Raw genomic sequence first — 5,140 nt, forward strand, 5'->3', positions numbered from 1 at the left:
GCGAACTATACTTGACACAATCAGTCGTTACTGAGCTCTGCTTTTTCCTTTTTTTGCATTGACCTATGGAATCTCTTTCCTCGATATCGCTTCACTCCCGCCGCCATCACCTCCGCCATCATATATCTTAATGTCTGCGGCTCCAATACTTCGGCTTTATCTCCAAAAGAAAGAACCCAACGAAGTACTGACCGCATTCCGCCCGCGCGAGCGGTAAAAAGAACGGTCCCTTCCGGCTCTTCTATAAGCTGTTGCGAAGGATGAAAAGTTGTTTCTCTGATAAAACGAGCCGCTTCCCCAAAAAATCGAACTTTAAAATAAAACTCTTCCCCCCGTTCCATCTGCCAGGCTGCACCCATGTATTTTTCAAAGTCAAAATCAGTTGGAAGAGCAAACTTTTCCGAAGTTAAACTAAAACAACGAATACGGTCGACACGAAAAACACGAACCTTGTCCCGATGGTGACAATAACCGACCAAATACCAAAATCCATCTTTAAAAACCAGTTTATACGGGTTAACTTTTCGCGTCGTCACGGTATCCCGAGAGAAACTGTAGTAATCTATTTCTAGGATTTTTTGTTCTTGAATGGCTGTATTGATTGCTTTAAAAAGCGGCCCTTTATTCGAATAATCCGCCGCAGGTGTTATATCGATCTCGACCCGTTCTTCGATGCTCCCTAACTTGTTCCGCAGTCCTTTCGGTAGACGGTTCATCAATTTTTCCAGAGCCTGGCAGGATGTCTCCAGCAACCCGTTCTGTTGTTCAATCAGCTTAAGCCCATAGATTAAAGCCATCGCTTCTTCCAGCGTAAAAGAGATATCTTTCAAAACCGAACCCTTAAGGATTCGATAACCGCGTTCGTTATAAATGGGGACACCGCCTTCTTCTAACGTTCTTAGATCTCGGTAGCATTGCCTGATGCTCACGCCGCACCTTTCAGCAAGTTCTGACGCCGATAGTCCAGGTACAGCCTGTATAATAAAGAACATCTCCAAAAGCCTGGAAAGGCGGTCCTTCCGCGACAACCATTTTCCCTCCTTGGAATTAATAATTAACATAATGTTTACTTCTCTATGTCCTTTGCAAATCCTGCCATTTAGGGGAAAAGATGTGGATTCTATTAATTTTAGACATTTTATTAGATTTGTGCCAAACAAAAAAAGCGTTGCAAAACAATCAAAGCAGTTTTACAACGCTCTCATTGTTTATATGACGCCAAACAGCAAAAACAGCGAAACGGATAGTACAACCCCCGAAGTAAATTGAAATAGTGATTACTCCATCCGGATCTCAACCCGCTTGGTTGTACCGGGGATTCTAAACATAATCCCGCCATCCTCTTTGGCGAAAGCCACTTCGTGGCCATCGGCGTTGACCGCGGTCGCCGCGATCCCCCTTACCTTGAGCAGAAAGCTCTGGTACGACCGTTCGTACCCGGCGGCCGTCTTTTCCAGGTCGAGCACAAGTTTATCTCCGGTCAGGCGCTGCGTAAAACGGTAGAGGTTGTACTCCCCGGCCCGGTAGTTGAAGGTCTCCCCGTCATCCTGGTAATGGGTGTAACTTCCTTCTCCCGGATAGAGATCCAGGATAAGCTCGGCAATTTCCCTTTCTCCCACATAATTCCGGACGGGGAAGTTGGGGAGGATACTCCCGGCCTTGACGTAAATGGGACAAACGGAAAGGGGTGTTTTCTTCAGGACATAGCCCGGCCCCCGGTGCCTTTCCCCGCTCCAGTAATCAACCCATTCGCCGGCGGGCAGGTAAACCGCCCGGCATCTTTGTCCCTGCTGCAGCACAGGAGCGACCAGCAGACAATCGCCCACCATAAACTGGTCATTTAGTTCATAGGTTTCTTCGTCATCCTGATAGCTCAGGAATAAGGGGCGCATCAGCGGAAGACCGGTTTTTTCGCCCTCCCACATCAAATCGTAGAGGTAGGGCAGGAACGTATACCGTAAGTTAATATACTGCCGGCAAATCTCCTCCACTTCAGCCCCGAAGGCCCAGGGTTCCTGATCCCGGGTATACATGTTGCTGTGGTTGCGGAAAAGCGGGAAAAAGGCGCCCAACTGCACCCAGCGGGCCAGTAATTCTCCGTTGCAATCAAAACTAAACCCGCCCACGTCGGTGCCGCAGAAGGAGATCCCGCTCAGTCCCAAGTTGAGCAGCATGGGCACGGCCATGCGCAGATGCTCCCAATGGCTGCAGTTGTCGCCGGTCCAAACCGTGGAGTACTTTTGCGTTCCCGCGTAACAAGCGCGGGTAATGACAAAGGGCCGTTTCCCGGTCAGCGTTTTCAGCCCGTTATAGGTGGCTTTGGCCATCAGGTGGCCGTAGACGTTATGCATCTCGGCGTGGGTGGCCGGCGAACCGTCATTGTTAAAGGTGACATCATCCGGAATCGGGCCGTCAAAACTGGCCGGTTCATTCATGTCATTCCAAATGCCGGCCACCCCTTGCTCCGTCAGTAACCGGTGCTTCTGTCCCCACCATTCCCGTACTTTGGCGTTGGAAAAGTCCGGATAGACAACCTCTCCCGGCCATACTCTGTTCACATAAGGAATCCCGTCTTTGTCTTTGATATAATAATCATTCTTCAATCCTTCGTCATAAACCGGATACCCTTTTTCCTTCTTGACACCGGGGTCAATGATGGTCACGACCTTAAAACCCATCGCTTGCAACTTCGCCACCCCGGCGCTGAAGTCGGCAAACCGCTCCCGGTCCCAGGTGAAGATCCGATAACCGTCCATGTACTCGATATCCAGATACAAGACATCACAGGGGATCTTCTTCTCCCGGAAAGCCGTCGCCACTTCCTGCACCCGCTGCCAACTGTCGTAACTGTGGCGGCTCTGATGGTAGCCAAGCGCCCAAAGCTGGGGTAACGGCGTCGTCCCGGTCAGGTATGTATACCCGGCTAGAACCTGTTGGACGGAAGGACCGTAGATAAAGTAATAATTGAGATTGCCGTCTTTGGCGCCGTAGTAGAAATACCCCCCGTTCTCCTTGCCCAGATTGAAAAAGGAATGATAGGAATTGTCAAAGAAAAGGCCGTAGGCCAGCTTTTTCCGGAGGGTAAGCAAGAACGGGATGGATTTATAGAGTTTTTCATGACTCTCCGTATGGGGCGATGGATCATCCGTATTCCACATCTGATACTGATAACCCCGTTTATTGAGATGCCCGGTGGTCTCGCCTAAACCGTAAAAATACTCATCACCGATAAGCTCCTTTAGGACCTCTACCCGGTTGCCGCCGATATGCGCAACGACTTGATGGCCTTCCTCCCCGATGAGCGAAGTTTTTCCCCGGCGGACAAAAGCCTCCCGCTTCCCCCGGTAGTCCCGGCAGATGACCTGACCGGCCCTGGTATGGAAATCGACCTTAAAGTCAGCGCCAACCCTGATCGCTAACTGGTCGGTGGTAATGACCAGTTCATCCGCTTCCTGCTTGACCGCCAGGTCGACCGGGACGCCCTTCTCCCCCTCAATGGCATGGGAAGGCTTTTTCGAACCGCTCAGCGGGAGAAAAATATTAATAATCGCCGGTGTGATCGCCTCCACGGTCGCCGAAATCCGCCCGTAATCGATTCTCACTTTGTTATTGTCCACATGATAGCCGGTAATCTTTCCGTACAAGCAAGCTCACATCCTTATAAACAAGCACGTAAAATTAAACTCTTGATCTTAAATACCGCGCCTTTAAAATTTTGTCAATATAATTTTACACTAACGGACGTCCTGCTGATTAGCTTCCCCCTTCTTAATTTAAAAAGGTAAAATCTACCCTCTTAAGAGTAAGTGTAGATATTATTTTTTTAAGTTATTTAGTGGAAGTTAATCTTTGAAAAAGTAGATTGTGTCAAGTTTAGTTCGTAATTTTCCATTGGGACCCCACCAGGTTAAGCTACTTTCCGCCAGGCTAAGAATAGTTTGTTACTTCTATTAATACTGATAAAATAGAATTATAATCCGAATTTTAGAAATAAATAACATGTTAATGCAAAAATAGCATTATAGGGTACGAATAAACCCCAGATCAGGAAACTATAATTGTGTAGTTTTATCTTTCCATTGGACGAACGATGAGCAAAATAAGAAGTACCATTAAACAATACGTACCATACTTCCCATAAAAGGTTTAAAACCATAAAGGTTTGACTTTCATGATTTACTGCAAAAAAAACAAATAAAGATAAAAATAGTAAAACTATAGAATTAATAATATTATGTTTTTTGTCAAGTGACACTAAAAGTAAACATACTGTTAAATAAGAAAGACTTAAAAAAACAAATAGAAGAGTTTTCATCAATATCACCCCTAATTATATAAACACTGGTACCACTTTGAAAGTGATACCAGTGTTGACATTGTAAATATTTTAATTAATCAAATGCACGAGTCAGTGTGTAGGCTATTCCGAAAAGGGTAGCGCCAATTGAAACCGCAGGTGCTCCGATTATACTTCCGGTGATAACCGCTACGCTTACAGCACCACCAATCAAATTATCCCAATTTATGCCGCCTTCTATTTCTAAAAGTTCAGAAGTTGAAAGTTCAATAAGCGTTGGTGATTCTAATTTATTAAGTGTGTTAGTCATTCGCCCAATCCCCCCTTGTATTATCATAATTAGTAATTATTGATTTATTGAATTCTTGTTATTAATCATTAGATTTATTAACTAGAACTCCTACAGTAACACCACCGGCAATAGCTAAACCGCAAACGATAAGGGCTCCTAAAGGGCTCATATTCATAACGAACCCAAGAGCATATACTGCTGCCTTAATGCCACCACCATTATATTCTTGTAATTCATTATCGGTCATTTCTTGGAAACCTAATGCTTTTAGGTTTTGCATCTCCATGTCATGTTCCTCCTTAAGTTATCATTTTAAACTTCCGGAAGTTCTCAATCTTAAGATAACATAAAAACATATTATTGTCGCCTATCTTTTTGGGTAGGAGGTTTGACCTATACTGGAATGACTACCCAAATTGGTAGTGGAAAATACAACATAATTATGTTAATATAACATAATAAAATATGTAAATTATGCCAACATTTATTATTACATAGAAATCTTTAATTTGGAAGGCGGTATTGAGATTTGATAGTGTCAAGACACTGTA

General features: G+C 45.1%; 4 protein-coding genes. All 4 read right to left on the minus strand.

The annotated features are described in order from the left end of the window. Positions 1-20: 20 nt before the first annotated feature. The 4 genes from G5B42_RS09550 to G5B42_RS09565 all read right to left on the minus strand — a co-directional run bounded on the left by G5B42_RS09550 (position 21) and on the right by G5B42_RS09565 (position 4,875). Entirely contained in the window at positions 21-1,028 is a 1,008-nt protein-coding gene (locus G5B42_RS09550) for a helix-turn-helix transcriptional regulator (protein ID WP_181340248.1), read from the minus strand. Between the two features lie 249 nt (positions 1,029-1,277). Then, complete coding sequence (locus G5B42_RS09555; protein WP_181340249.1) at positions 1,278-3,644, minus strand: glycoside hydrolase family 31 protein; 2,367 nt, start codon at positions 3,642-3,644, stop codon at positions 1,278-1,280. A 747-nt stretch (positions 3,645-4,391) separates the two neighbouring features. After that, positions 4,392-4,607 (minus strand): hypothetical protein, encoded by a 216-nt coding sequence (locus tag G5B42_RS09560; protein WP_181340250.1) that lies wholly within the window; start codon positions 4,605-4,607, stop codon positions 4,392-4,394. Between the two features lie 61 nt (positions 4,608-4,668). Then, complete coding sequence (locus tag G5B42_RS09565) at positions 4,669-4,875, minus strand: hypothetical protein (RefSeq protein ID WP_181340251.1); 207 nt, start codon at positions 4,873-4,875, stop codon at positions 4,669-4,671. Positions 4,876-5,140: the final 265 nt, after the last annotated feature.

The sequence above is a fragment of the Capillibacterium thermochitinicola genome (assembly GCF_013664685.1).
GTDB lineage: Bacteria > Bacillota > UBA4882 > UBA10575 > UBA10575 > Capillibacterium > Capillibacterium thermochitinicola.

Coding starts and splice junctions, on each gene's coding strand:
- G5B42_RS09560 (WP_181340250.1), bottom strand. CDS start 4,607: ATGACTAACACACTTAATAAATTAGAATCACCAACGCTTATTGAACTT.
- G5B42_RS09565 (WP_181340251.1), bottom strand. CDS start 4,875: ATGGAGATGCAAAACCTAAAAGCATTAGGTTTCCAAGAAATGACCGAT.